A 23,993-nucleotide genomic window follows, 5' to 3' on the forward strand; every position below is an offset into this window, starting at 1 on the left:
CGGGGGGTCACCACGCCCAGGCGGGGTCACCAGGCCCAGGCAGGGTCACCAGGCCCAGGCGGGGTTGCCGGTGGCGGCCTGGGAGGCCGCCCACAGCCGCTCGCGGGCCGGCCCGTCGTAGGCGAAGGCCGGCGCGCGGACCGGGCGCAGGTCCTCGTCCACGTACGGGCCGGGCAGGGGTCCGTCGCCGGTGGCCAGGCGGGCGTAGGTGTCGCCGAGGCGCTCGGCGGGGACAGCCATGCGGTTCTTCGGCGCGTACAGGGTGCGCAGCAGCCACGGCATGGCGGCCACCCGGCCGGCGTCGAGCCGGACGGCGGGAACGCGCACGCAGGTGACCTCCAGGCGACCCGCGGCCTTCTCCGCCCTCTCCGCCATCTCCGCCCTCTCCGCCTTTTGCGCCCTCTCGCCCCTCTCCTCCTTCTCCGCCTTTTGCGCCCTCTCCGCCAGGGTCATGGTTGTCATGATCTGGGCGAGTTTGGCGTGGTAGTACGCGCGGGTCGGGGTGAACCAGCTCGGGTCGTCGAGCTGGTCGAACCGGATGCGGATGCGCGGCATCGAGAGCAGCCCCTTGCTGGCCACGTTGATCACGCGCGGCCGGGCGGCGGCGGCGAGCAGCGGGCCGAGGCGGGCGGTGAGCAGGAAGGGGCCCAGGTGGTTGGTGGCCCAGAACAGCTCGTGGCCGTCGGCGGTGAAGCGGGGCTCGCGCAGCGTCTGGTCGAAGACGGCGGCGTTGTTGACGAGCACGTCGAGGTGGCCGGTGGTCCGGGTGAGCTGGTCGGCGGCGGCCTCGATGGAGTCCGGGGACGACAGGTCCGCCTGGACGAGCGTGGCCGGATGCGCGGCGTGGGCGTTGATCTCGGCCAGCGCGGCGCGGCCTCGGTCGAGGTCGCGGCAGAGCGCCAGCACGTGGTGGCCGGCGGCGGCGAGGGTGCGGGCGGCGCGCAGGCCGATCCCGGAGTTGGCGCCGGTGATGGCGATGGACAGCATGCCAGTGATTCTATTCTGTTCGGAACGATCCGAACAGAATAGAATCAAAGGGTGGCCGGTGCTGAGGAGTTCGTGGAGAGTGCGGGGCTTTACTTCGAGCGGCTGGGGCTCAGCCGCACGGCGGGGCGGGTCATCGGCGTGCTGCTGGTCGATCCGGACGACTCCGCCGACGCCCCGGGGCTGTGCGACCGGCTCGGCGTGGCCAAGAGCAGCATGAGCGTGGCCCTCGGCCAGCTCGAACGCGGCGGGCTCGTCGAGCGCTTCCGGCCGCCCCGGGGCCGCCGCGACCACTACCGGCTGACGGAGGACGTGTTCGGGCGCGCGTTCCGGGCGAAGATGGCGGAGTTCTCCGCGTTCGCCCAGCTCGCCGAGCAGGGTCTGGCCGTGGCCGGGGACAACCCCGCGAGCCGGGCCAGGCTGGAGCGGATGCGCGACCTGTACGGCTTCATGGGCCGCGAGTTCCCCAAGCTCCTCGACCAGTGGGAGCGCGAACGCCCCTGACCCCACGAGGCTCGTGGTCGAGGCCGGGGCAATGCGGGTATGGCCTGCGTGGAGGGGCTTCACAGTTCGGGGGACATCATGACAGAGCAGAGGCCGACGAGCCCGTTGGGGTCGGTGCCGCCTCGGGTGTGGGTGGCGCTGGCGCTCCTGGTGCTGGCGATCGTGTTCATCCTGCAGAACCGGCAGGATGCGGCGATCCAGCTGTTCATGATCGTGGTGACCGCGCCGTTGTGGATCACGCTGGTGGTGTGCGTGGGCATCGGGATGCTGATCGGCGCGCTGATGAGCCGCAGGGGCGGGCGCCGGCGCTGACGCAGGCGGCCTGAGGCGAGGCGGTCATCGATCAGTTTTCGAGAAGCGGCCCGTCTCCCGGTCTCCCTAACATGAGAGTCACCCAGAAGGACATGTACGGGAGGAACCTCGCAATGACGAACATCAGCGACACCAAGGACAAGACCGCCGGTTCCGGGTTCGAGGGGTTCTCGGACGAGGAACGGGCCGCGATGAAGGAGCACGCCCAGGAGCTCAAGAAGGCCGCCCGCCGCGGCTCGCGCGCCACCAAGGCCGACGGCGAGAGCGACGTCCTCGCCAAGATCGCCGAAATGCAGGACTCCGACCGCTTCCTGGCCGAGCGCATCCACGACATCGTCAAGGCCAACGCCCCCGCCCTCACCCCCAAGCTCTGGTACGGGATGCCGGCGTACGCCAGGAACGGCAAGATTGTCTGCTTCTTCCAGAGCGCGCAGAAGTTCAAGTCGAGGTACGCGACGCTCGGCTTCAACGACGACGCGCGGCTGGACGACGGCAACATGTGGGCCACCGCCTTCGCCCTGACCGACCTGACCCCGGACGACGAGGCCCGGATCGCCCGGATCGTCAAGCAGGCAGTGGCCGAGGACTGACCACCCGTAAAACGCAAGCTTGCTTTTTTCTTTATTCCACCCTTGCCGGGCTGCCGACAAAATTCATTGACGCGCCTGAGGGTGCGGGATCCCTGACAAAGATTGTCCGATATGCCACTATCTGTCGGGTGACAATGGGGGATCCTCGGGAGCAGATTCCCGGCTACCAGCTCATCGAGCCCGTGGGCCAGGGCGGTTTCGCCGTGGTCTACCGCGCCCTGCACGAGCGGGTCGGCCGGGTGGTCGCCGTGAAGATCCTGTCGGTGGCCGACGTGGACGAGCGGGCGCTGCGCAACTTCCGGCGGGAGCTGGAGGTCATGGGGCGGCTGAGCGACCACCCGAACATCGTGGCCGCGCTCGACACCGGCACGACCGCCGCCGGCCGGCCGTACATCGTCATGGACTTCCACGAGGGCGGCAGCCTCCACAGCCGGGCGGGAGCGCTCCCGCCGCACGAGGTGCTGCGGATCGGCGTCAAGGTGGCGGGCGCGCTCGCGGCCGTGCACGACGCCGGGGTCTTCCACGGCGACATCAAGCCGCAGAACATCCTCGTCTCCAAGTACGGCGAGCCCGCGCTGGCCGACTTCGGCGTGGCCCGCATGCTGGACGTGGGGCAGCTCTCGTCCAACACGCTCACGTTCACCCCGCACCACGCGGCGCCGGAGGTGCTCAACGGCTCGCCGCAGAACGTGCGCTCGGACGTGTACGCGCTCGGGTCGACGCTCTACCAGTTGCTGGCCGGGCGGCCCGCCTACCATGATCCGGCCGATGCCGGGGTGGCGCCGTTGCTGCTCAGGGTGCTCAGGCAGCCGTTGCCGCCGCTGCCGGAGCACGCCGTTCCCGCGCCGCTGCGCGCCCTGGTCGAGCGGGCGATGTCCAAGGACCCGGGCGGGCGGCCGCAGGACGCCTGGGCCTTCGTCCGGGAGTTGCAGCAGGTGCAGCGGGCGCTCGCGCTCCCGGTGACCGAGCCGGCGACCGCCGTCCCGCCACACCCGGTCGGCCCGCAGACCCGGGTCGGCCCGCAGACGCCGGTCAGCGCGCCGCAGGTTCCCGGGAGCGGGCGGGTGGCCGGTCCGCCGTCGTACGCCCATCAGGACCAACCGCACCCCACCAGGCCGAGCCGCAGGTCGTCGCGCCGCTGGGTGGTCGCGGGGGCCGCCGTGGTCACCGCGTCGGCCGCCGCCGTGGCCGCCGTCCATCTGACCGGCGGGTTCGCCCCCGCGACGGCGGTGCCCACCGCCACCGTCACGCCCGGCGCCCTCCCCGTCGCCACCGCGACCGAGCCCGCCGTGCCCGCGTCGAGCTCGGCCTCGCCCGAGCCGTCGGCGAAGGCCGGCAAGCCCACCCTCGCCAAGGTCTCCCTCTCGGCGGACGCGAGGGTCCACGCGCCGGGCCAGACGTTCCGCCTCAAGGTGACCGGCCGCCTGTCGAACGGCCGCCCGGCCCGCCTGGCCCGCGCGGACCTGGACTTCCACAGCGCCGACCCGCGCGTGGCCACCGTCAGCCCCGACGGCCAGGTGACGGTGCTGAAGGAGGGCCGGGTCCGCATCACGGTCAAGGTGACGATGAACGGCTCGGCCAAGGTCGCCGCGCTCCCCCTGACGGTCGGGTCCAAGGCGACCCCGGAGCCGGAGTCCGAGCCGGAGAGCGGCCCCCGGACGCTGCGGGTGCCCGCCACGCTGACGAACATGGTCCGGGGCGGCGGCTACTCCGCCAAGTCGTTCCCCGCCTGCCAGGTCTGCAAGGTCAAGAACGGCAACCCGGGCTTCTACCGCGAGACGTACTTCCGCTTCGACCTCAGCCGGGTCAAGGTCAAGCCGGACCGGATCGCCTCCGTCGTGCTGCACGCGCACATGCGGGTCGACGACTCGGTCGACACCCAGGGCGCGGCGATGGCGTACGCGATGGGCAACGGCTGGAACGCCGGGGTCACCTTCGACACGCGCCCGCAGCTCGGGGCGCAGCTCGGCGAGTTCCCGGCGGTGGGCGTGAACGGCTCCTGGGTGAAGCTGAACCTCACCGGCTACTTCCGGCCGAAGGTCGGCGGCCCGGCGAGCGTGGGGCTGGCGGAGTCGGGCGGGGTGGGCACGGCGATCGGCGGCCTGGGCTCGGGGACCGTCCCGTACCTGGTGATCACCACTCGGTAGGGTGGGCGTCCATGGCAGAGACCAGGACTCCTCCGATCTTCGACGGCGACGAGCGCGCGATCCTCTACAGCTGGCTCGACTGGCATCGTGAGACGCTGGCCGCCAAGTGCGCGGGCCTGTCGGAGGAGCAGCTCAGGCGGCGCGCGGTGCCGCCGTCGGGGATGTCGCTGCTGGGGCTGGTGCGGCACATGGCGCACGTGGAGCGGGCCTGGTTCCGGCGGATGATCGACGACGAAGACGTGCCGCTGCTCTACGGCAAGCAGGAGCGCCAGGACGCCGACTTCGAGGACGTGGACGACGCCTCGGCCGAGGAGGCGTTCGCCACCTGGCGGGCGGAGATCGAGCGGGCCCGTCAGGTGTCGGCGGCGCTGCCGCTGGACGCGATCGCCAAGCGGCGGCGCGACGGCAACGAGGTGTCGCACCGGCGCATCCTGGTTCACCTGATCCAGGAGTACGCGCGCCACAACGGCCATGCCGACCTGCTGCGCGAGCGCATCGACGGCGTGACCGGCGAGTAGCGCGGCGGTGATTGCCGCGCCGCCCATGCCGGACTTGGATGGCTCTACGCCGACATGGGAGGGGGCGACCTTGATCGATCGTCGACTGGACCATCTGCTGTACGCGGTGCCCGATCTGACCGCGGCCGTGGCCGAGTTCGGTGACAGGACCGGCGTGACCCCGGTGGCGGGCGGCAGCCATCCGGGCGGCACCGCGAACTACCTGGTCGGTCTGGGACCGTCCGCGTACCTGGAGATCATCGGGCCGGACCCGGCGGCCGACCCGGCGACGCGGCGGCGGGCGGCCGAGCTGGAGCTGCTCGACGTGCCCCGGCTGGCGGGGTGGGCGGTGCACCCCGACGACATCGGGGCGGCCGTACGGCAGGCGCGGGCGCGGGGGTACGACCCGGGCGACGTGGAGCCGATGTCGCGCCGGACCCCCGACGGGCGGCTGCTGGAGTGGCGGCTGACCCGCTGGGACGAGCCGGGGCGGGTGGATCCGGTGCCGTTCCTCATCGACTGGGGCGCCACGCCGCATCCGGCCGCGTCGGGGCTTCCGCAGGTGAAGCTGACGGCCTTCAGGGCGACCGTGCCGGAGCCGCCGCTGCTGCTGGCCCGGCTGCGCGCCCTCGACGTGGAGCTGGACGTCGAGGCGGGGACGCCGGTGGCGCTCCACGCGGTCCTGGAGAGCCCGCTCGGGCGCGTGGAACTGACCTGACGGGGGCGAACGCGTTGGCGGCCGGGCCGCCGAGCCGCAAGAATGGCGCGATGAGCGCTGCTGACAGCACGGAGGCCGACTGGGTCTCCCGATTCGCGGACGAGGTCATCTCCGAGGCGGAGCGTCGCGCGCCGGGCAAACCGATCGTGTGCGCCTCGGGGCTGAGCCCGTCGGGGCCCATCCACCTGGGCAACCTGCGCGAGGTGATGACCCCGCACCTGGTGGCCGACGAGATCAGGCGGCGCGGCCACGAGTGCGTCCACCTGCTGTCGTGGGACGACTACGACCGCTTCCGCCGCGTCCCCGCGGGGGTCGACCCGTCGTGGGCCGAGCACATCGGCAAGCCGCTGAGCTCGGTGCCCGCGCCTCCCGGCAGCCCGTACGGGTCCTGGGCCGAGCACTTCAAGGCGCCGATGGAGGCCGCGCTGGCCGAGCTGGGCGTCGAATACCGGGGCATCAGCCAGACCGAGCAGTACACCTCGGGCGCCTACCGGGAGCAGATCCTGCTGGCGATGCGCGAGCGGGAGCGGATCGACGCCGTCCTGGCCCGCTACCGGTCGCAGCAGCGCGAGGGCTATTTCCCGTACAAGCCCTACTGCGAGCTGTGCGAGCGCGACCTGACCACGGTGACCGCCTACGACGACGACAGCACGGAGCTGGCCTACACGTGCGAGTGCGGGTTCGGCGAGACGGTGCGGCTGGCCGAGCACGACCGGGGCAAGCTGGTGTGGAAGGTCGACTGGCCGATGCGGTGGGCGTACGAGGGGGTGGTGTTCGAGCCGTCCGGCGTCGACCACCACTCGCCCGGGTCGGCGTGGATCGTCGGCGGGCAGATCGTCGGCGAGGTGTTCGGCGGCGAGCAGCCGATCGGGCCGATGTACGCGTTCGTCGGCATCACCGGCATGGCGAAGATGAGCAGCTCCAAGGGTGACGTGCCGACTCCGGCCGACGCGCTGGAGATCATGGAGGCGCCGGTGCTGCGCTGGCTATACGCGCGCCGCAAGCCGTCGCAGTCCTTCAAGATCGCCTTCGACCAGGAGATCCAGCGGCTCTACGACGAGTGGGACGCGCTCGGCCGCAAGGTCGCCGGCGGCGAGGCGCAGCCCGCCGAGCTGGCGGCGCACGGCCGGGCGGTGCGCACGGCGGCCGGGCCGCTGCCGGTGACGCCGCGCCCGGTGGCCTACCGCACGCTGGCCTCCATCGCCGACGTCACGACCGGCGACGCCGCGCAGATCCTGCGCATCCTCGGCGACGTCGACGCGATCGGCTCGCTGGAGGAGGCGCGGCCCCGGCTCGACCGGGCGCAGCGGTGGATCGACACGCAGGTGCCCGCCGAGCAGCGCACCCGCGTGCGCGAGGCCCCCGACGCCGAGCTGCTGGACTCGCTCGGCGAGGCCGAACGCGAGGCCCTGGCCATGCTGGTCGACGGCCTCGACGCGCACTGGTCGCTCGACGGGCTGACCACGCTGGTGTACGGGGTGCCGAAGCGCCAGGCGGGCCTGGACCCCGACGCCAAGCCGACGCCCGAGGTGAAGGCGGCCCAGCGGGCCTTCTTCGCGCTGCTCTACCGGCTGCTGGTGGGCCGCGACACCGGGCCCAGGCTGCCCACGCTGCTGATGGCGGTGGGGGCCGACCGGGTGCGGAAGCTGGTCGGGGCGTGACCGCGTACCTGATCACCGGGATCTCCGCGTCGGGCAAGTCCACGGTGGCGCAGGCGCTGGCCGAGCGGCTGCCGAAGGCGGCGCACGTACGCGGCGACGCCTTCCGGCGGATGGTGGTCAGCGGCGGCGTCGGCATGACACCCGACCAGCCGGAGGAGGCCGTACGCCAGCTCCGCCTGCGCTACCGGATCGCGGCGGCGGCAGCCGACCTGTATGCCGGCGAGGGGTTCACCGCGGTCGTCCAGGACGTGGTGCTGGGCGCGGACCTGAAGCTGTTCGCCGGACTGATCCGCACCCGCCCGCTGCACGTGGTGGTGCTGGCCCCGAGCGCGGCCGTCGTCGAGCGGCGCGAGCGCGAGCGGGCCAAGACCGGCTACGGGGCGTGGACGGTCGCCGAGCTCGACGCGGCGCTGCGCCGCGACACGCCCCGCCTGGGGCTGTGGCTCGACACCTCCGCGCAGACGCCGGCTCAGACGGTGGACGAGATCCTGGCCAGAGCCGCCGAGGCGCGCGTCTAGGGAGCCGACTCGGGGCACCTCGGTGGCGCTCGTGAGCGAGCGGATGACATGCTCGGAAGCATGCGTTACATCGTGATCGGAGCGGGGGCCGTGGGCGGCACGATCGGCGCCCGGCTGTTCCAGGGCGGGCACGACGTGCTCCTGATCGCCCGGGGCGCCCACTACGAGACGCTGAAGAACCGCGGCCTGCGCCTCCTCACGCCCTACTCCGACGACCTCCTCGACATCCCGGCGGCCGACGGCCCGGTGGCGTGCCGCGACGACGACGTGCTGATCGTCGCCACCAAGTCGCAGGACACCGTGACCGCGCTCGCCCCGTGGCCGACCCACCTGCCGGTGGTGTGCGCGCAGAACGGCGTCGAGAACGAGCGCACCGCGCTGCGCAGGTTCGAGCGGGTCTACGGGATGTGCGTGTGGCTGCCCGCGCTGCACACCGAGCCCGGCACCGTGGCCGCCTACGGCTCGCCGCGCTCGGGGCTGCTGCACGTCGGCTGCTACCCGCACGGCTCCGACGAGCTGGCCAAGCAGATCGCCATCGACCTCGACCGCAGCAGGTTCGTCGCGCTGCCGTCGGCCGAGGTGATGCGCTGGAAGTACGGCAAGCTGCTCGCCAACCTGGCCAACGCCGTCGAGGCGCTCGTCGGCCACGGGCCCGGCGTGGAGGAGGTGCTGGAGCTGGCCAGGTGCGAGGGCACCCACGTGCTGGAGGAGGCAGGCATCTGCTACTCGACGCCGCGTGAGGAGCGCGAGCTGCGCCGCGACCAGGTCGACCTGCTGCCGATCGGCGGCAGCATGCGCGGCGGCGGCTCGTCGTGGCAGAGCCTGGCCAGGGCGACCGGGTCGATCGAGGCCGACTACCTCAACGGCGAGATCGTCCTGCTGGCCCGCGAGCTCGGCATCGCCACCCCGGCCAACGAGGTGCTCCAGCGGGAGGCCAACCGGTTCGCCAGGGAGCGCCGCGAGCCTGGCTCGATGCCGCTGGAGACGCTGATGGCGCTCATCGCCGAGCGTTCCGGAGCCGGATCCCGCTGAACTCCAGCGTGCTGGCCGTCACCTCGTTCCAGAACCGCCACAGGTTGTCCAGCACCCGAAGCTGGATCCCGGCCTCCTCGTGCAGCTCGAACAGGTCGCGGACCGGCTCGGGCGGGCCGAGCGGCAGCACCGGCACGGTCGCCACGACCGCGGCGGGCGGGTCGCCGAGCGGCTTGAAGACGTCGGCAGGCAACCTGTAGGCGAACAGGCGCACGTCCATCATCGCCTTCAGCCACCCGTACTCGATCGCGTGCACCCGCTCGCCGCAGCCCGCGCCGATGATCCGGTCGACGTCCTCCCGCGTGGTGCGCGGTCCTGGCCACGCCATCGCGCGGGGGCAGGCGCGGGGGAACCAGTAGGAGGGACAGCGTTCGGCGTCGACCGCCCAGACGTACGGCTCGCTCTGCCGTGAGGTGGGTGCGACGTGCGGGACGAACCGCTCGATGGTGGGGTCCTCGGAGAAGTGCAGCACCTGTCCTGGTTCGGGTCTCATGACCGCCATCATGACCTGCGAGCCCGTGTGGGCAGGGCATACCGCGCCGGATGATGGGCAGGGGGATCTCGCTCTGACGACGAGGAGTGAGACGAAATGATCTTTCTGGGTCTGTTACTGGTCCTGCTCGCCGGCGCGGCGGCCGTCGTGGCCATCACGGAGGAGAGCGCCCGCTACATCCTGTTCGGTTACACGTTCCAGCCCGACCACGTGGAGATGTTCCTCGCGGGCGCGGCCGCGGCCGCGGTGATGATGCTCGGCTTCTGGCTGATCGCCGCCGGTTCGCGCCGGTCCGCCCGGCGTCGCCGCCGGCTGGCCCACGTACGCGCCGACGCCTCCGACAAGGTGGCGCGCCTGGAGGACGAGAAGCGCGAGCTGGAGCGGAAGCTCGAACGCGAGCACGCCGCCGCAAGCAAGCCGATCGCGGGCCGCGCCGACGGCCGCGCCGACGGCCGTGCCGACGGGCGCACCGACGGGCACGCCGATGACCGGCTGGTCGCCGGCCGTGAGGAGCGCGCGCGGTGACCTCACCGGTGCGGGGTGTCGGGGTGGCCCCGCACCGGTGATTCGCGGCGATACTTCGCATGACGGGTGTAATCTGCGTTGCGCGCTCATCATGCACCCGGAGGTCGCATGCCCCCCACACGTGGCCGTCCCATCGCGATCAAACTCCTCATCCTCCTGCTCGTCCCGCTGACCTCCCTGGTCGGCCTGTGGGCGTTCGCCGCCGCTCTGACGGCGGGCGACGGGCTGCGCATGCTGGAGATCGACGAGCTGGCGACGAACCTGGCCGAACCCTCCGAGGAACTCACCACCCACCTGCAGAACGAGCGGCTGTCCTCGATCCAGTACGTGGCCGCCAGGCGCAATGCCGAGACCCTGAAGATCCAGCGCTCGCAGACCGACGCGGCGGCCAAGCGGTTCCGTGCGCTGGCGGCGAGCCAGCGCGGCCTCAGCCCGGAGATGACCGCCCAGCTCACCACCCTGAACCGGCGGCTCGACCAGCTCGCGCAGGTCCGGCGCGACGTCGACGCCACCGGCGCCGCCCCTCTCGACCTGATCAACGGCTACAGCCAGATCGTGGACGCCTCCTTCCGCATGTACGACGCGATGGTGCTGGTCCCCGACATGACGCTCTACCGCAACGCCCGCGCGCTGACCATGCTGGGCGAGGCCAAGGAGCTGCTGTCGCGCGAGCGGGCGATGATCGCCGTGGTGCTGAGCCGGGGCCGGGTGACCCCCGCCGAGCGCGAGGCGTTCGCCGACTGGACGGCCACCCGGCGGCTGCTCCACGCCCAGGCCATGTCCCACCTCGACGACGGGCTGCGCAAGCCGTACCAGCAGCTCATGGCCTCCTCGATGTACACGGAGTTCACCGAGGCCGAGGACGCGATCCGGGGGCAGGCCATCATCAACGGCCTGCCCGCCGACGCCGCCACCTGGCCGGTGGACGCCACCAACCTGTGGAAGGCCGCCGAGCGCGCCCAGCGCGTCACCGCCAAGGCCATCACCGAGCGGGTCACGCCCGCGGCCACCGGCATCCTCACCAAGATCGGCGTCGCGGGCGGCATCGGGCTGCTCGCCGTGATCGCCTCCATCCTGCTGTCGCTGCGTTTCCGCAAGCGGTTGGTACGCGAGCTCGCCGGCCTCCGCGACGCCGCCACCGAACTGGCCGACGTGCACCTGCGCGACCTGGTCAAGCGGCTGCGCACGAGCACCCAGCCGCCCTCCGCGGCCGAGCTCCCCCCGCTGGAGATCAAGGCGGAGACGTCCGAGGTGCGCGACATCGTGCAGGCGTTCAACCGCGTGCAGTCCACGGCCGTCGAGGCCGCGGTCACCCAGGCCCGCCTCCGGCACGGCGTCAACCAGGTGTTCGTCAACCTGGCCAGGCGCAACCAGTCGCTGCTGCACCGCCAGCTCCTGCAGCTCGACGGCATGGAACGCGGCACCGAGGACCCCGAGGAGCTGGAGGACCTGTTCAAGCTCGACCACCTGACGACGCGCATGCGCCGCCACGCGGAGAGCCTGATCATCCTGTCCGACCAGACGCCGGGCCGCGGCTGGCGCAACCCGGTGCCGATCCTGGACGTGCTGCGCGCCGCCGTGGCCGAGGTGGAGGAGTATCAGCGGGTCGAGGTGCTGCAGGCGCCGCCCGTCGCGCTGACCGGCTCGGCGGTCACCGACGTGGCCCACCTGATGGCCGAGCTGATCGAGAACGCCACGCTGTTCTCGCCGCCGCGCACCCGGGTCGACCTGCGCACCACGGCGACCCCGTACGGGCTGATCGTGGAGGTGGAGGACCGCGGGCTGGGCCTGTCGCGGGCCGAGCTCGACGAGCTCAACACCCGCCTGGCCGAGAAGCCCGAGTTCGACCTGGCGCAGAGCGACCGGCTCGGGCTGTTCGTGGTCGGCCGGCTGGCGGCCAGGCACGGCATCAAGGTCGCCCTGACGGCGTCGCCGTACGGCGGCCTGACGGCCAGGGTGTCGCTGCCGGCGTCGCTGCTGGCCGACCAGCCCGCACTCACGGGCGCCTAGCGCGTCAAAGCCGGGCCAGCGCCGGTCAGAGCCGGGCCAGAGCCGGTCAGAGCCTGTCCGGCGCCGGTCAGAGCCGCACGAACGGGTCGGCGAAGTGCGCCGTGGCGAGCAGCGCGCGGGCGGCGCGCAGCTCGGCGAGCACGGCGGCGCGGGTGGCGGCGGCCCGCTCCTGGTCGTCGTCGTAGACGTAGCGCACGGCCGGGTCGGCGAGCTGCGCGGGATGCAGGACCAGGTCGCCGGTCACGGCCAGGTCGCCTACGCGGGCGATCTGGTGGCCCGGCGTGTGGCCAGGCGTCAGGTGGACGCGCACGCCGGGCGCGGCCTCGGCGTCGCCGTCGACGACGTGCAACTGGGCCTTGAGCGGGGTGACGACCCGGTCGAGCGTCGCGCTCTCGGCGGCGTCGAGCTCGGCCTGCTGGAGCACGTACCGGGCGTTCTCGAAGAGCGGCCGGCCGTCGTCGGAGACGGCGCCGCTCGCGTGGTCGCTGTGCAGGTGGGTGAGGATCACCGTGTCGACGTCGGCGGGCGCGACGCCGGCGGCGGCCAGCTCACCGGGCAGCGTGCCGGGAACGGGCGCCCAGCTCGACGCGAGCGAGCCGGGGCCGCCGATGCCGGTGTCGACCAGCGTCAGACGCCCGGCCCGGTCGCGGAGCAGGTAGCAGTGGAAGTGCAGCACCCACGGCTCGTCGGGTAGCGCCGAGCCCGGGAACATCTCCGGCAGCGGGCGGCGGATCGCCTCGCCCATCGCGCCCACGGCGTCGCAGAGCGGCGTGACCTCGACGCCTGAGACAATCTTCGATTCGTGCGGCACGCGCCCAGCTTAGGCGGCCACGGGCTCGCGCGGCACGTACTCGTTCTCCAGGTCGGCCGCGTAGACGGCGCGGCAGCAGGTCGCGCACCGGTACATGATCGGGCCCTCGTCGAGCTCGCTGTGGCAGCGCGGGCAGCGGGTGCTGTTCATCTCATCCCCCTAGGGTTCTCTTCTCCATGGAACCTTCGGCGCATTGCAAAGGTCCTGCAGCTCGCTTGCTCTGACGCAGAGGGAGCGGAGAAGAACATTGTTACGTTCCGCTGCCCCGAACGCGCGCCGGGACACGAGGAATCCCCCGGGAATAGCCCAACAGGACTAGGCGTTGCATGGACAGCGACGTGTGATACGTTGCCCCCAGCGTTGAGCTTCAAGCTCCGCTGATCTCACCGCCCCCTCTTCGCGGGGCCGGTCTTCTCATTTCCCGCCGGCGTTCTCCTTCGTTCGGCGCACCCTCAAGGGGTTCACCATGTCTGTTCACAAGGGCCTTCTCGACGTACGGGAAAAGGCCGCCTACATCCGCATCGACCACCTGCCCGGCCCCGGCGACCTGCGCCTGAGCCCGGCCCAGATCCAGCAGTACGGCCTGCGTCCCGGCGACCACGTCGTCGCCGAGGCGTCGGGCGGCAAGCTCGTCAGCGTCGAGACCGTCAACGGCTACGCCGACTGGCGGAACCGGCCGCGTTTCGCCGAGCTGACCCCCGTACACCCGCAGGAGCGTCTCCACCTGGAGACCGAATCGCTCAGCACCCGGGTCATCGACCTGTTCGCGCCCATCGGCAAGGGCCAGCGCGGGCTCATCGTCGCCCCGCCCAAGGCCGGCAAGACCATGGTCCTCCAGGCGCTCGCCGACGCGGTCACTCGCAATCACCCCGAGGTCCACCTCATGACGCTGCTCGTCGGCGAGCGGCCCGAGGAGGTCACCGACATGCGTACTTCGGTGCGCGGCGAGATCTTCTCCTCCACCTTCGACCACCCCGACCGCGACCACACCGCGATCGCCGAGCTCGCCATCGAACGGGCCAAGCGCCTGGTCGAGGCCGGTCAGGACGTCGTGCTGCTGCTCGACTCGCTGACCCGGCTGGCCCGCGCCTACAACAACCTGGCGCCCGGCGGCGGCAAGACCCTCACCGGCGGCCTCGACGCCGCCGCGCTCTACCCGCCCAAGCGCTTCTTCGGCGCCGCGCGCAACGTCGAGGGCGGCGGCTCGCTGACCATCCTCGCCACCACGCTCGTCGAGACCGGCTCGCGGATGGACGACAGCCTGTACGAGGAGTTCAAGGGCACCGGCAACATGGAGCTGCACCTGGCCCGCGACCTGGCCGAGAGGCGCCTCTACCCGGCCGTCAACCTGGACGCCTCCGGCACCCGCCGCGAGGAGATCCTGCTGCCCGACCGCGAGCGGCAGATCGTGTGGCGGCTGCGCCGCAGCCTGAGCGGCCTGGACCGGCAGCAGGCGATGGAGATGCTCGTCGGCAAGCTGCGCGACACCCCCTCCAACGCGGCGTTCCTGACCTCGGCCACAATGGCCTGATGCTGGCTGACATCGTCGGACACCTGGCCTGCCCGGTCTGCCGGGAGCCGGTGCGGCTCGACGCCGACGCGCTGCGGTGCGCACGGGGGCACTCCTTCGACGTGGCCAAGCAGGGCTACGTGAGCCTGCTGGTCGGCTCCCGCCCGCCGGGGACCGCCGACAGCGCGGAGATGGTCGCGGCGCGTTCGAGCTTTCTCGAAGCCGGGCATTACGCGCCGCTCGCCAGGGCGCTCGGTGGGAGCGTTCTCAGTCATACCGAATCGTTCTCACACTTGCCTGACGGAGAGGCCGCGAAGGCGTACGGTAGTGCCGAAATGGGTTCCGGGCCGGCACCGCAAGCGCTTGCGGACCGGCCGGTGATCGTTGACGCCGGTGCGGGGACCGGCTATTACCTTTCGGCGGTGCTCACGGCTGCGGGGCGTGGCGTTGGGATGGCCTTCGATGTGTCCAAACATGCTGTACGGCGAGCCGCGCGGGCGCATCCCCGGGCGGGGGCGTTCGTGGCGGACGTTTGGCGCACGCTGCCCATCCGCGACGGAGCCGCCGATGTGGTGATCAACGTGTTCGCGCCGCGCAACGGGCCGGAGTTCCGCCGGATCCTGCGGCCGGGCGGGGCGGTCGTGGTCGTGACGCCGACGGGCGACCACCTGAGCCCGCTGGTCGAGGAGCTGGGGCTGCTCTCCGTCGACGCCGACAAGGAGCGGCGGGTGGCCCGGAGCCTGGAGGGGTTCACCGAGACCGCGCGGCAGGAGGTCGCGTTCGAGATGGAGCTGGGGCCGGCCGACGTGCTCCAGGTCGTGGGGATGGGGCCGAGCGCGTGGCACACGGGGACGGCGGAGCTGGAGGAGAGAATTTCAAGCTATTTCTCCCCCAGAGTCACGAAAAAGCGGGGAAAAGTAGTCGTGAAGGCGGCGTTTTCTCTATCTACCTTCGAAGTGACACCTTACGCAAGACCCGTTCCTTGACGGATGAGTGGGACAGGTGTTACTGATGGGGCATTTAGTCCGAAATTCCCCCACATTCCCGGAGTATTTCCGCGACACAGGCGTAATACTGGACGGCAACCCGCGCCGGGACGGCACGGGCCACAGAGGGAGGGGGCTCGCCGGATGAAGGCGGAGGAACGCTGGCAGGCCAGGTTCCGCGCGTCGCGCATGTCGCTGCCCACCTGGGCCCGACGAGCGCCGAGCCGCTCCATCTACCGCTCCAACGTCACCGGCACCTGGGAGGTCTACGCCTGGGACCGGGCGACCGGCGCCACCCGCCAGGTCACCGAACGCCCCGGCGGCACCTCCTACGCCGCCATCGACCCCAACGGCCAGTGGGTCTACTGGTTCGCCGACACCGACGGCGACGAATTCGGCCGATGGTTCCGCCAGCCGTTCTCCGGCGGCCCCGCCGAGCCCGTCGCCCCCGACCTGCCGCCCGGCCAGCCCGGCGGCATCGCGCTGTCCACCACCGGCCTCGTCGCGCTCACCCTCGCCAGCGAAGGCGCCTTCCGCATCCACCTGGCCCGCGCCGGCGAGCCCAGCCGCCTGCTGTACGAGCACCCCGACGCTGCCTGGGTGACCGACATGTCGCTCGACGGCGAGCTCATCGCCATCAACCACGGCGAATACGGCGGCTTCCGCCACCCCGCGCTCCGCGTCATCCGCCAGAACGGCGCCACCGTGAGCGAGCTCTACGACGGCCCCGGCAAAGGCATCCACGGCCTCACCTTCGCCCCCGTGCCCGGTGACCGCCGCCTGCTCGCCCTGCACGAACGCCGCAACCGCCACGAACCCCTCGTCTGGGACCCCGTCACCGGCGAACAGCGCGAGATCTGGCTGAAGGACTCCGGCGACCTCACCGCCGACTGGTACCACGACGGCCGCGGCCTGCTCATCCTGCGCGGCGACCGCGCCCGCAGCCACCTGCACCGCTACGACCTCGCCGGCGGCGGCCTCACCCTCATCGACACACCCCACGGCGTCATCGACGACGCCATCCCCCGCCCCGGCGGGCACGTCGAATACTCCTGGTCCAGCGCCTCCCGGCCGCCCGTCATCCGCTCCAGCACCGGCCAGGTCGTGATGAACGCCGGCGGCCCCGCCGCCCCGCCCAGCGTCCCCGTCGAAGACCTCGACGTCGACGGCCCCGGCGGGCGCATCCACGCCCTCGTCAACCGGCCCGAGACCGGCTCCGCGCCGTTCCCCGCCGTCTTCATGCTCCACGGCGGGCCCGCCGAACACGACCAGGACTCCTTCTCCCCCGAGGTCGCCGCCTGGGTCGACGCCGGCTTCGCCGTCATCCGCGTCAACTACCGCGGCTCCACCGGCTACGGCTCCGCCTGGCGCGACGCACTCCGCCTCGACGTCGGCCACATCGAACTCGCCGACGTCGCCGCCGTCCGCCAGTACGTCGCCGCCCGCGGCATCGCCGACCCCGACCGCATCCTCCTGTCGGGCACCGGCTGGGGCGGCTACCTCACGCTCCTCGGCCTCGGCACCCAGCCCGGCCTCTGGGCCGCCGGCATCGCCGCCCTGCCCATCGCCTGCCACCAGACGGCCTACGAGGACGAGGGCGAGAGCCTGCGCGCCTACCACCGCGCGCTGCTCGGCGGCTCCCCCGACGAACAGCCGGAGCGCTACGCCGCCAGCTCGCCCATCACGTACGTCGACCAGGTCAAGAGCCCGGTGCTCATCCTCGCCTGCGAGGACGACATGCGCAGCCCGCTGCGGCAGGTGCGCATGTACGTCGACCAGCTCGCCGAACGCGGCTGCGAGCACGAGCTGTACACGTACAGCTCCGTCCGCGGCACCCTCGTCGTCGCCGAGCGCATCACCCAGATGGCCCTGCAACTCGACTTCGCCCGCAAACACCTCCACATCCCCTGACGTAAGCCCGCGCCCTCTCGGGAGGGAGCTCCCTGGGTAGCGCCCCCCTCGGGCTGAGCACCCCAGGCCCTGGAGGAGGCGGGCGCCTCGGGACAGAACGCCCCCAGGCCGACTGCCCCTGAGGCGGGACGTCCCGTCTGCCTGGAAGGCGTGGCGCTTCCCGGGAGCGTCCCCACGGGTGGGTGGGAAGCCGACACGGTGGGAGCGGCCCTCCCCTTAAGGGTGGGGCGCTCCGGAGTGGGTCGCCTCGGAAGGTGCGTCAGCGGGCGCGGAGGACGAGGATGGCGAGGTCGTCCGCGCTGGGCCCGGCGGCGAAGTCGGCGGCGCCGCGACGGATGCGTTCGGCGACGGCGCGGGCCGACAGGCCGGCGCATTCGGCGAGCATCTTGGCCAGGCCGCCGTCGTCGTCGAGGAGCCGCCCGCCGGAGCGTCGTTCGGTGACGCCGTCGGTGACGGCGAGCAGGACGTCGCCCGGGTCGAGGTGGATGGTGTCGGCCTCGAAGACGACCTCGGGGAAGACGCCGAGCAGCGACTGCGGCGTGGTCACGCCCTCGACGACGCCGTTGGGCTTGAGGCGCAGCGCCTCGGGGTGCCCGGCGGAGACCAGCCGCACCTCCAGCCCCTTGTCGGCGGGCGAGATGTCGCCGTGCAGCAGCGTCAGGAACCGGGCCCGTTCGCCCTCTTCGAGGATGGCCTGGTTGAGCCGCCCGAGCACGGCGGCGACGCCGTAGCCTTCGCGGGCCAGCAGCCGGAGGGTGTGGCGGGCCAGGCCGGTGACGGCGGCGGCCTCGGGCCCGGTGCCGCAGACGTCGCCGATCGCGAACCGCCAGGAGTCGTCGCCGGCCTTGAACAGGTCGTAGAAGTCGCCGCCGACCTCGTTGACCTCGCCGGCGGGCTCGTACACGACGCCGTAGTCGAGGCCGGGCACCTCAGGCTCGTTGGGCGGGAGGAGGCTGCGCTGCAGGGCGCGGTTGGCGGCGGCCTGCTGGGCGTAGACGCGCGCGTTGTCCATGGCGAGCGCGGCCCGCCTGCCGATGTCCTCGGCGAGCTGGATGACCTCGTCGGGGAAGCGGTCGGCGCGGCCGAGGCACATGACGCCGAGGCTGCGCCCGCGGGCGGTCAGCGGGACGGCGAGCACGTTGGCGTCGGGCAGGTGGAAGGTGGAGGTGGCGCGGGAGCCGACGGCGGTGACGTCCATCTCGTCGAGCTGTTCGCGCAGGGCGTCGATGCGTGCCTCGTCGGCGTGCCACAGGTAGACCAGGCGCTGCGGCCCGGCCTCGCTCTCGGCGGTGTAGACGCCGCACCAGCTGCTCAGGCGCGGCACCACGATCTGGGCGATGATGGCGGGCACCATGTCGGGGTCGAGGGTGCCGGCCAGCAGGTCGCTCGCGTCGGCGAGGAAGCCGAGCCAGTGGGGGCCGCGGGAGGTCTGCTCCAGCCATTCGGAGGACTCTGCGCCCTTTGCGCCGGGTAGCGTGAGCCTAGCCCAATGGACACGGGAATCGCCCGCGAAGGTGATCCCCCACTCTTCGACGGTGACGGAGGGAGCTTTCGGATCGCCCGATGATGTGCTTCGCTGCTTCAACTCGACCTGGACAGCGCCGCCCAGGTGCTTCCAGATGACCTCGAACGGTTCGTCGACCACCTGCTCGGCGAGATCGCCCGCGACCTGCTCGGCGATGTGGAGCATGCCTCCGGTGGCCCACGCGGTCATCACCTCGCGCGTGAACCTCATCGCGTCCGTCACGGCCGTCTCGCCTGGTGCGAAGGTCGCGGCGAGCACCGCATGGGGAGAAGCAGTCATCCGTACGTGCCTACCACACTTCCCGCTGACTTGGGGTAAATCCAAGGACAGGACTACGAGCTACTCATCGTGACAGACTTGAATCACTCGCCGGAGTCACCGGTGGGTGAAGGAGGCCCCATGACAACGGCCAAGGCCGCGCCAAGTCCTGAGGAGAGGACCTATACCGAGTCGGATCTCGTGCCGATCCTGGAGACGTTGTTCTCCTGGCGTGACGGCGACTTCCGGCGGCGGGTCCCGTACGCGCCCCCGGGGATCCTCAGCGAGGTGCGGTTGCTGCTCAACGAGGTCGCGGACCGTCGCGAGCACCTCGCCAACGAGCTGGTCCGGGTGCGCAAGGAAGTTGTCAAGGAGGGCCGGTTCGGCGAGCGGCTGACGCCCGGGCCGGGCGTGGGGGCCTGGGCGGAGAGCGTGGAGTCGGTCAACATGCTGATCGACGCGCTGGTGAGCCCGGTGAGCGGGGCGGCCGACGTCATCGACGCGGTGGCCAAGGGTGACCTGTCGCGCCGGATCGATCTCGACCGGTCGGCCCGGGGCGAGGTGCGCCGCCTGGGCAAGGCGATCAACGGCATGGTCGACCAGCTCGCGTTGTTCAACTCCGAGGTGACGAGGGTCGCGAGGGAGGCCGGCACCGAGGGCCGGCTGGGCGGCAGCGCCAATCTGCGCGGCATGTCCGGGAGCTGGCGTGACCTCACCGAGGCGGTCAACACGATGTCGTCCCGCGTGGCCGCGCAGGTGCGTGACATCGCGGTGGTGACGACGGCGGTGGCCAAGGGCGACCTGAGCCGCAAGGTCACGGTCGACGCCGTGGGCGAGATGTTCGAGTTGAAGAACACCGTCAACACGATGGTCGACCAGCTCTCGGGCTTCGCCGAGGAGGTGACCCGGGTGGCCCGCGAGGTGGGCACCGAGGGGCAGCTCGGCGGTCAGGCGCAGGTGACGGGCGTGTCCGGGGTCTGGAAGGACCTGACGGAGAACGTCAACTCGATGGCCAACAACCTCACCTACCAGGTGCGCAGCATCGCGACCGTGGCGACGGCGGTGGCGCAGGGCAACCTGTCGAAGAAGATCACCGTTGACGCGCAGGGTGAGATCCTGCAGCTCAAGGACACCCTCAACACGATGGTCGACCAGCTCTCGTCGTTCGCCGACGAGGTGACCCGGGTGGCCCGCGAGGTGGGCACCGAGGGCAAGCTGGGCGGGCGCGCCGAGGTGAAGGGCGTGTCGGGCGTCTGGAAGGACCTCACCGACAACGTCAACTCGATGGCCAACAACCTCACCTACCAGGTGCGTAACATCGCCCAGGTGACGACGGCCGTGGCCAACGGCGACCTCACCCGCAAGATCGACGTCGACGCCCAGGGCGAGATCCTGGAGCTCAAGTCGACCATGAACACGATGGTCGACCAGCTGTCCTCGTTCGCCTCCGAGGTGACCCGAGTGGCGCGCGAGGTCGGCACGGAGGGCCAGCTCGGCGGCCAGGCGCAGGTGCGCGGCGTGTCGGGCGTCTGGAAGGACCTCACCGACAACGTCAACTCGATGGCCAACAACCTGACCTCTCAGGTGCGGCAGATCGCGGCGGTGTCGTCGGCGGTGGCGCAGGGCAACCTGTCGAAGAAGATCACCGTCGATGCGCAGGGCGAGATCCTGCAGCTCAAGGACACCCTCAACACGATGGTCGACCAGCTCTCGTCGTTCGCCGACGAGGTGACCCGGGTGGCCCGCGAGGTCGGCACCCAGGGCCAGCTCGGCGGCCAGGCGCGGGTGGGCGGCGTGTCGGGCGTCTGGAAGGACCTCACCGACAACGTCAACTTCATGGCCAACAACCTGACCTCGCAGGTGCGTAACATCGCCGAGGTCACCACCGCAGTCGCCAACGGCGACCTCACCCGCAAGATCGACGTCGACGCCCAGGGCGAGATCCTGGCCCTGAAGACCACCATCAACCGGATGGTCGACCAGCTCTCGTCGTTCGCCTCCGAGGTCACCCGAGTGGCCCGCGAGGTGGGCTCGGAGGGGCAGCTCGGCGGCCAGGCCCGGGTCGAGGGCGTCGAGGGCACCTGGAAGCGGCTCACCGAGAGCGTCAACGAGCTGGCGGGCAACCTCACCACGCAGGTGCGCGCCATCGCCACCGTGACCAGCGCGGTGGCGCGCGGCGACCTGACCCGGTCGATCGCCGTCGAGGCGCAGGGCGAGCTGGCGGAGCTGAAGGACAACATCAACTCGATGGTGGCCAACCTCCGCGAGACCACCCAGGCCAACCAGGAGCAGGACTGGCTCAAGTCCAACCTGGCCCGCATCTCCCGGCTCATGCAGGGCCACCGTGACCTGTTCGAGGTGGCCAAGCTGACGATGAGCGAGCTGACGCCGCTCGTGTCGGCCCGCTACGGCGCCTTCTACGGCGTCGACCCCGAGGGCGAGCACGAGCTGCTGCTGATCGGCGGCTACGGGGTGCGGCCGGATCGGGGGCCGCGCCAGCGGTTCGCGTTCGGCGAGGGCATCGTCGGGCAGGCCGCCGCCGAGGGGCGCCACATCATCCTCGACGACGTGCCGCCGAAGTTCATCACGATCGACAGCGGGCTCAGCCAGTCGACGCCGGCGCAGATCGTGGTGCTGCCGGTCCTGTTCGAGAGCCGCGTGCTCGGTGTGCTGGAGCTGGCCTCGTTCACGCCGTTCGGCGAGGTGCACCTCGACTTCCTGACGCAGCTCGTGGAGACGATCGGCGTCACGATGAACACGATCATCGCCAACTCGCGCACCGAGGACCTGCTGACCGAGTCCCAGCGGCTGACGCGCGAGCTGCAGGAACGCTCCGACGAGCTGCAGCGCCAGCAGGAGGAGCTGCGCCGGTCCAACGCCGAGCTGGAGGACAAGGCGGCGCTGCTGGCCAAGCAGAACCGCGCCATCGAGATCCAGAACTTCCAGATCGAGCAGGCCCGCCGCACCCTGGAGGAGCGCGCCGAGCAGCTCGCGGTGTCCTCGCGCTACAAGAACGAGTTCCTCGCCAACATGTCGCACGAGCTGCGCACGCCGCTCAACAGCCTGCTCGTGCTGGCCAAGCTGCTGACGGAGAACGCCGAGGGCAACCTGACGTCGCAGCAGGTCGAGTTCGCCCGGACGATCCACGGCGCCGGGTCGGCGCTGCTCCAGCTCATCAACGACATGCTCGACCTGTCCAAGGTCGAGGCGGGCCGGATGGACATCCACCCGATACAGGTGTCGCTGCCGAAGATGGTCGACCTGCTGGAGGCCGCGTTCGCGCCGCTGGCGGCCGACAAGGGGCTGGCGTTCGCCGTCGACGTCGACCCGGACGTGCCGCAGGAGCTGCGCGCCGACGAGCAGCGCCTGCAGCAGGTGCTGCGCAACCTGCTGTCCAACGCGGTCAAGTTCACCCCGAAGGGCGAGGTCAAGCTGCGGGTGGCGCCCGCGCCGACCGACGTCGACTTCGACGACGAGACCCTGCACGCCGCGCCCGACCTGCTCGCCTTCCAGGTGATCGACACCGGCATCGGCATCGCGCCCGACAAGCGCGAGGTCATCTTCGAGGCGTTCCGGCAGGCCGACGGCACGACCAGCCGCAAGTACGGCGGCACCGGCCTGGGCCTGGCCATCTGCCGCGACATCGCCCGCCTGCTGGGCGGCGAGATCCACGTCGACAGCGAGCTGGGCAAGGGCAGCACGTTCACCCTCTACCTGCCGGCCTCCTACACGGGCCCGCTGGCCGCGACCGACGGCGGCGCGCCGCGCAGGCAGCTCATGACCGCCTCGATCGAGGAGCCCGAGTCGACCTCGCCGGAGCCGCCGCTGCCGCTCGACCTGCCGCTGCCCGAGCTGGTGGAGGCCCCGGTCGAGACCAGCCAGTGGCAGGGCGAGGACCCGCTGAACGGCGCCAAGATCCTCATCGTCGACGACGACATCCGCAACGTGTTCGCGCTGACCAGCGTGCTCGAACGGCACGGCTCCACGGTCGTCTACGCTGAAAACGGTCGTGAGGGGATCGAGCAGCTCGAACGGAACGAGGACGTCGCACTCGTGCTGATGGACATCATGATGCCGGAAATGGACGGGTGGGCCACCACCTCGGCCATCCGGCGCATGCCGCAGTTCGCCGACCTGCCGATCATCGCGCTCACGGCCAAGGTCATGCGCGGCGACCGGGAGAAGAGCATCGCCTCCGGCGCCTCCGACTACGTGCCCAAGCCGGTCGACGTCGACCGCCTGCTCGAACGGCTGCGCGGCTGGCTGAGCCGCGGCCGCGCCGCCGCACCCGAATCCTCCTCCCCGGAAGGGTCGTGATCCATGGCGGATCGGGCCAAGATCCTGCTGGTCGACGACCGCGAGGAGAACCTCATCGCGCTCGAGGCCATCCTCAGCTCGCTCGACCTGGTGCCGGTACGCGCCAGGTCGGGTGAGGAGGCGCTCAAGGCGCTGCTCAACACCGAGTTCGCGCTCATCCTGCTCGACGTGCGGATGCCCGGCATGGACGGGTTCGAGACCGCCGCGCACATCAAGCGGCGGGAGCGCACCCGTAACATCCCGATCATCTTCCTGACGGTGGTCGACAGCGCGCCCGATTACGCCTTCCGCAGCTATGCGGCGGGCGCGGTCGACTATCTGACCAAGCCGTTCGACCCGTGGGTGCTGCGGGCCAAGGTGTCGGTGTTCGCCGAGCTGTACAACATGCACAAGCGGCTGGCCGAGCAGGCGTCGATGCTGCGTGAGCGGCTGGCCGGCGAGCTGCCGCCGGACACCCCGGACGGGAGCGTGCTGCCGGAGCTCTCCCGCCGCCTGACGGCCGTCGAGGACGAGCTGGCCCGGGTGCGGGAGCTGGCCCGCAAGGCCCAGGACCCCACGCTGGCCGGGCCGCTGAGCGACCTCGCCGAGCGCGTCCTCCACCTGCGCGCCGGCTTCGACGCCCTGTCCTGAGAAGCCCTGTCCTGAGACGCGCTCCTAGGACGCGCTCTCCCAGGAAGCGCTTCT

The 23,993-nt window shown here is 71.5% G+C and carries 21 protein-coding genes; 16 read left to right on the forward strand and 5 right to left on the reverse strand.

The window, feature by feature from the left end; translation table 11 throughout:
• Window positions 1-45: 45 nt before the first annotated feature.
• The gene (locus tag ACWDXC_RS25735) at window positions 46-987 is read right to left on the reverse strand and encodes an SDR family NAD(P)-dependent oxidoreductase (RefSeq protein WP_449986116.1); all 942 of its coding nucleotides are present in this window, start codon (window positions 985-987) and stop codon (window positions 46-48) included.
• Window positions 988-1,038: 51 nt separating this feature from the next.
• Here ACWDXC_RS25735 and ACWDXC_RS25740 point away from each other — a divergent pair, with 51 nt between their 5' ends.
• The 9 genes from ACWDXC_RS25740 (at window position 1,039) to ACWDXC_RS25780 (ending at window position 8,963) form a co-directional block, all read left to right on the forward strand.
• On the forward strand, window positions 1,039-1,488 hold the full coding sequence (locus ACWDXC_RS25740; RefSeq protein ID WP_219499016.1) for a GbsR/MarR family transcriptional regulator: 450 nt from the start codon (window positions 1,039-1,041) through the stop codon (window positions 1,486-1,488).
• A gap of 78 nt (window positions 1,489-1,566) precedes the next feature.
• Window positions 1,567-1,800 (forward strand): lipopolysaccharide assembly protein LapA domain-containing protein, encoded by a 234-nt coding sequence (locus ACWDXC_RS25745; protein ID WP_219499012.1) that lies wholly within the window; start codon window positions 1,567-1,569, stop codon window positions 1,798-1,800.
• A gap of 113 nt (window positions 1,801-1,913) precedes the next feature.
• On the forward strand, window positions 1,914-2,390 hold the full coding sequence (locus ACWDXC_RS25750; RefSeq protein ID WP_449986118.1) for an iron chaperone: 477 nt from the start codon (window positions 1,914-1,916) through the stop codon (window positions 2,388-2,390).
• Between the two features lie 134 nt (window positions 2,391-2,524).
• Complete coding sequence (locus tag ACWDXC_RS25755; protein ID WP_449986598.1) at window positions 2,525-4,537, forward strand: protein kinase domain-containing protein; 2,013 nt, start codon at window positions 2,525-2,527, stop codon at window positions 4,535-4,537.
• Between the two features lie 11 nt (window positions 4,538-4,548).
• On the forward strand, window positions 4,549-5,055 hold the full coding sequence (locus ACWDXC_RS25760) for a DinB family protein (RefSeq protein WP_219499007.1): 507 nt from the start codon (window positions 4,549-4,551) through the stop codon (window positions 5,053-5,055).
• Window positions 5,056-5,125: 70 nt separating this feature from the next.
• Complete coding sequence (locus ACWDXC_RS25765) at window positions 5,126-5,752, forward strand: VOC family protein (RefSeq protein ID WP_449986120.1); 627 nt, start codon at window positions 5,126-5,128, stop codon at window positions 5,750-5,752.
• A 50-nt stretch (window positions 5,753-5,802) separates the two neighbouring features.
• Entirely contained in the window at window positions 5,803-7,413 is a 1,611-nt protein-coding gene (lysS, locus tag ACWDXC_RS25770; RefSeq protein WP_449986122.1) for a lysine--tRNA ligase, read from the forward strand.
• Entirely contained in the window at window positions 7,410-7,931 is a 522-nt protein-coding gene (locus ACWDXC_RS25775) for an AAA family ATPase (protein WP_449986124.1), read from the forward strand. The genes lysS and ACWDXC_RS25775 overlap by 4 nt, the downstream gene beginning before the upstream one ends.
• A 60-nt stretch (window positions 7,932-7,991) precedes the next feature.
• Window positions 7,992-8,963, forward strand: a complete 972-nt coding sequence (locus tag ACWDXC_RS25780; RefSeq protein ID WP_449986126.1) for a ketopantoate reductase family protein — start codon at window positions 7,992-7,994, stop codon at window positions 8,961-8,963.
• On the opposite strand, the gene ACWDXC_RS25785 is transcribed toward ACWDXC_RS25780, so the two are convergent.
• Window positions 8,929-9,456: a DUF6886 family protein gene (locus tag ACWDXC_RS25785; RefSeq protein ID WP_449986128.1), complete on the reverse strand. Its 528-nt coding sequence runs from the start codon at window positions 9,454-9,456 to the stop codon at window positions 8,929-8,931. The genes ACWDXC_RS25780 and ACWDXC_RS25785 overlap by 35 nt on opposite strands.
• Before the next feature lie 96 nt (window positions 9,457-9,552).
• Between ACWDXC_RS25785 and ACWDXC_RS25790 the strand changes: the two genes are divergently transcribed.
• Together ACWDXC_RS25790 and ACWDXC_RS25795 are read left to right on the forward strand one after the other, a co-directional pair.
• Window positions 9,553-9,981, forward strand: coding sequence for a hypothetical protein (locus tag ACWDXC_RS25790; RefSeq protein ID WP_449986129.1), 429 nt, complete (start codon window positions 9,553-9,555; stop codon window positions 9,979-9,981).
• 108 nt (window positions 9,982-10,089) lie between these two features.
• Window positions 10,090-11,991 (forward strand): sensor histidine kinase, encoded by a 1,902-nt coding sequence (locus ACWDXC_RS25795; protein ID WP_449986131.1) that lies wholly within the window; start codon window positions 10,090-10,092, stop codon window positions 11,989-11,991.
• Between the two features lie 67 nt (window positions 11,992-12,058).
• On the opposite strand, the gene ACWDXC_RS25800 is transcribed toward ACWDXC_RS25795, so the two are convergent.
• The gene (locus tag ACWDXC_RS25800; RefSeq protein ID WP_449986133.1) at window positions 12,059-12,802 is read right to left on the reverse strand and encodes an MBL fold metallo-hydrolase; all 744 of its coding nucleotides are present in this window, start codon (window positions 12,800-12,802) and stop codon (window positions 12,059-12,061) included.
• Between the two features lie 9 nt (window positions 12,803-12,811).
• Window positions 12,812-12,952: a hypothetical protein gene (locus ACWDXC_RS25805; protein WP_219498993.1), complete on the reverse strand. Its 141-nt coding sequence runs from the start codon at window positions 12,950-12,952 to the stop codon at window positions 12,812-12,814.
• Window positions 12,953-13,268: 316 nt separating this feature from the next.
• Here ACWDXC_RS25805 and rho point away from each other — a divergent pair, with 316 nt between their 5' ends.
• From rho to ACWDXC_RS25820, 3 genes are all read left to right on the forward strand, one after another.
• Window positions 13,269-14,333 (forward strand): transcription termination factor Rho, encoded by a 1,065-nt coding sequence (gene rho, locus ACWDXC_RS25810; protein WP_449986134.1) that lies wholly within the window; start codon window positions 13,269-13,271, stop codon window positions 14,331-14,333.
• Complete coding sequence (locus ACWDXC_RS25815; RefSeq protein WP_219498989.1) at window positions 14,333-15,298, forward strand: putative RNA methyltransferase; 966 nt, start codon at window positions 14,333-14,335, stop codon at window positions 15,296-15,298. Before rho ends, ACWDXC_RS25815 begins: the two co-directional genes overlap by 1 nt.
• Before the next feature lie 144 nt (window positions 15,299-15,442).
• On the forward strand, window positions 15,443-17,209 hold the full coding sequence (locus ACWDXC_RS25820; RefSeq protein ID WP_449986136.1) for a S9 family peptidase: 1,767 nt from the start codon (window positions 15,443-15,445) through the stop codon (window positions 17,207-17,209).
• A gap of 259 nt (window positions 17,210-17,468) precedes the next feature.
• On the opposite strand, the gene ACWDXC_RS25825 is transcribed toward ACWDXC_RS25820, so the two are convergent.
• The gene (locus ACWDXC_RS25825) at window positions 17,469-19,013 is read right to left on the reverse strand and encodes a PP2C family protein-serine/threonine phosphatase (protein ID WP_246643607.1); all 1,545 of its coding nucleotides are present in this window, start codon (window positions 19,011-19,013) and stop codon (window positions 17,469-17,471) included.
• Window positions 19,014-19,133: 120 nt separating this feature from the next.
• Here ACWDXC_RS25825 and ACWDXC_RS25830 point away from each other — a divergent pair, with 120 nt between their 5' ends.
• Window positions 19,134-23,309, forward strand: a complete 4,176-nt coding sequence (locus ACWDXC_RS25830; RefSeq protein ID WP_219498985.1) for a HAMP domain-containing protein — start codon at window positions 19,134-19,136, stop codon at window positions 23,307-23,309.
• Between the two features lie 3 nt (window positions 23,310-23,312).
• On the forward strand, window positions 23,313-23,939 hold the full coding sequence (locus ACWDXC_RS25835) for a response regulator (protein ID WP_219498983.1): 627 nt from the start codon (window positions 23,313-23,315) through the stop codon (window positions 23,937-23,939).
• Window positions 23,940-23,993 lie beyond the last annotated feature (54 nt).

The sequence above is a fragment of the Nonomuraea sp. NPDC003214 genome (genome assembly GCF_053590035.1).